Annotated in this window: 4 protein-coding genes; all 4 read right to left on the bottom strand. The window is 75.5% G+C overall.

Annotation, left to right across the window (positions count from 1 at the left end; all coding sequences use genetic code 11):
• The coding region (locus tag ON36_RS14555; RefSeq protein WP_157224878.1) for an MFS transporter at nt 1–256 on the bottom strand (256 nt) is incomplete at its 3' end.
• 66 nt (nt 257–322) lie between these two features.
• Nucleotides 323–1,108 carry an SGNH/GDSL hydrolase family protein gene (locus ON36_RS14550; protein ID WP_043652789.1) on the bottom strand — a complete coding sequence of 262 codons (786 nt, stop codon included), beginning with the start codon at nt 1,106–1,108 and terminating at the stop codon, nt 323–325.
• Nucleotides 1,105–1,512 carry a nuclear transport factor 2 family protein gene (locus ON36_RS14545; protein ID WP_043652786.1) on the bottom strand — a complete coding sequence of 136 codons (408 nt, stop codon included), beginning with the start codon at nt 1,510–1,512 and terminating at the stop codon, nt 1,105–1,107. The genes ON36_RS14550 and ON36_RS14545 overlap by 4 nt, the downstream gene beginning before the upstream one ends.
• A gap of 111 nt (nt 1,513–1,623) precedes the next feature.
• Nucleotides 1,624–2,575: AsnC family transcriptional regulator (locus ON36_RS14540; protein ID WP_245558080.1), on the bottom strand; the 952-nt coding region annotated here is incomplete at its 5' end.

Here is a 2,575-nt window from a genome sequence, read left to right as displayed (position 1 = left end):
ACACGAACACCTTGCGGCGCCCGAGCCGGTCACCCAGCGAGCCGCCGAGCAGGATGAACGAGGCCAGGGTCAGGGTGTACCCGTTGACCGTCCACTGCAGCCCCGCCACGCCCGTGCCGAGCGATTCCCCGATGCGGGGTAGCGCCACGTTGACCACCGTCGCGTCCAGCGACGCGACCGACGACCCGAGGACGGTGGCCACCAGGATCCACCGCCCCCGCGTCGATCGCAGCCGCACCGGTTCGGAGGGGAGCACCGCTCCACGGTAGCCCGCGCGTCCCGTGCCGGGGCGCGGTCCGGCCCCGACTCCCCGGGCCGAGGCTCACGGTTCGGCGGCGACGGCGACCGGCAGCAGTTCGGGTCGCTTGGCGGTGCGGCCGTCGGCGGAGGAGCGGCCGGTCAGCCTGCGGCCGATCCAGGGCGCGAGGAAGGTCGCCAGCCAACGGATCTCGGCGCCGACGGCGGCGGCCGGGGACGGCGCGGGCAGGGGGTCGAGGGGCCGGGTCCAGTCGTCGCCCGCGCCCGGGACGCCGAGGACCTGGGCCAGGGCGTCGGCGATGCGCTGGTGGCCGAGCGGGCCCGCGTGCAGGCGGTCCGCGCTCCACAGGCGCGGATCGGCGACCACGGGGTGGTCCGCGGTCTCGGCGACCAGGACGCCGTGCCGCCCGGCCGCGGCGCGGATCCGGTCGTTGAGCGCGGCGATACGGCCCGCGAGCGGCCGGGCCAGGGGCGTGATGCGGCCGATGTCGGGGAAGGTGACCGTGGCGACGACGGTGCCGTCGGCGCGCAGGCCGGCGAACATCGCCTCGACGTGCCCCGCCACCGCGTCGAGATCGCACCGGGGGCGCAGGACGTCGTTGACCCCGGCGATCACCGTCGCCACGTCCGGGCGCAGGGCACGGGCCCGCGCGAGTTGCTCGGCGCGGATGCGCCCGGCGAGCGTGCCGCGGACCGCCAGGTTGGCGTAGGTCAGCGCGGGTTCGACGGTCGCGAGCCGCTCGGCCAGCCGGTCGGCGAGGCCGCGCACGCCGGTGACGTCGTCGCCGTCGCCGAGGCCCTCGGTCTGCGAGTCGCCGAGGGCGACGTAGCGCAGGAACCGGCCGGTCACGCCCCGGCCCGCTCCGCGAGTTCGGCGGCGGCCTCGGCCTTGATCCGCTCGAACTGCTCGCCCATGCGGGCGGCGAGCGCGGTCGCGGCCGACAGCGGGCGCACCATCACCATGAAGTCGTCGATGCGGCCGTCCTCGTCGACGTGCAGGAAGTCGCAGCCGGTGACCCGCTTGCCGTCGATCGTCGCCTCGAAGACGAGCGCATGGTCGCGCTCGCCGCCGATCTCGCGGACGTACCGGAAGTCCTCGAACACCCGGATGACCGCGCGCAGGATCGCGGCGGTGATCGCCTTGCCCGGGTAGGGCTGGAAGGCGACCGGGCTGGCGAACACGACGTCGTCGGCCAGCAGGGCCGCCACGGCGTCCATGTCGCGTGCCTCCACCGCTGCGCGGAACGGGTGCATGACGTCTCCTCTACAGTCAATTTTTTGTCTATCTGTTTCAGAGACTAACCCACTCCATGACCATGCCGCAGTCGGATCCGCCGTTCGGTGCCTCCGGCGTGCGCCGGGCGCTCAGAGAACGGGCGCGGCGCGTTTGACGATCGCGGTGACCGGGGCCGACTCCACGTGTTCCACGCCGGGCAGTGCGCCGAGGCACTCGGCGACGTAGTCGACCAGGTCACCCGCGTCCCGGCAGACGACGATGGCGACGAGATCGGCCGCGCCGGTCACCGCGCAGGCGAACGCGACCTCGCGATGGGTCGCCAGCGCGGCCGCGACGGCGGCCAGTTCGGCGGGCGCGACGGTCAGCCACAGCAGGGCCTGGAGGCCGAAACCGAGGACCCCCGCGTCGATCTCGACGTCGAACCGCAGCGCCCGGTGCCTGCGCAGGTCCTCCAGGCGGCGGCGCACGGCGGACTCGGACCACCCCGCCAGCCGGGCCAGACGGGCGATGTCGGTGCGCCCGTCCATCGCCAGCGCCGGGAACAGATGACGGTCGAGCGCGGCCGCGGGCAGCGGCTCGGGTCGCTCCAGCACCGGCACCGTCAGCGCGCCGACCTGCGCCGCGTCCAGGGTGGAGGCCCGGCCGTGCCAGGGCGCCTCGGTGAGCGGCCGCAGGATGCGTTGCGCGGCGACCGAGACCACGCCGGCGTGCCCGCTCAGCGCGTCGAGCGGGAGCGGCCCGGCGCCGGGGACCCGGACCATGGCCGTCACCTCGGTGCCGCCGGACAGCACGGTCACCCAGGAGGTATCCGCGCGGCGGGCCAGCGCGCGGGCCACCGCCGTCGCGGCCCCGGGACGCACGACGAGCCGGATCAGCCATTCGGCGGCGCCGGTGCGCCGCGGGTCGGCGATGGCGGTGACCCGCAGCAGCCCCGCGGCCCGCAGCCGCGCGAACCGGCGGGCGACCGTGCGATCGGAGACGTCGAGGACCTCGCCGATCCGGCGGAACGGCGCCCGCCCGTCGACCTGCAGGGCGTGCAGCAGCCCGCGATCCACCGCGTCGAGCCTGACCGATTCCACC

It is taken from the genome of Nocardia thailandica NBRC 100428, assembly GCF_000308795.1.
GTDB classification, from domain to species: domain Bacteria; phylum Actinomycetota; class Actinomycetes; order Mycobacteriales; family Mycobacteriaceae; genus Nocardia; species Nocardia thailandica.
Note: the sequence above shows the minus strand (reverse complement) of the source record. Positions and strands in the feature narration are given on the sequence as shown.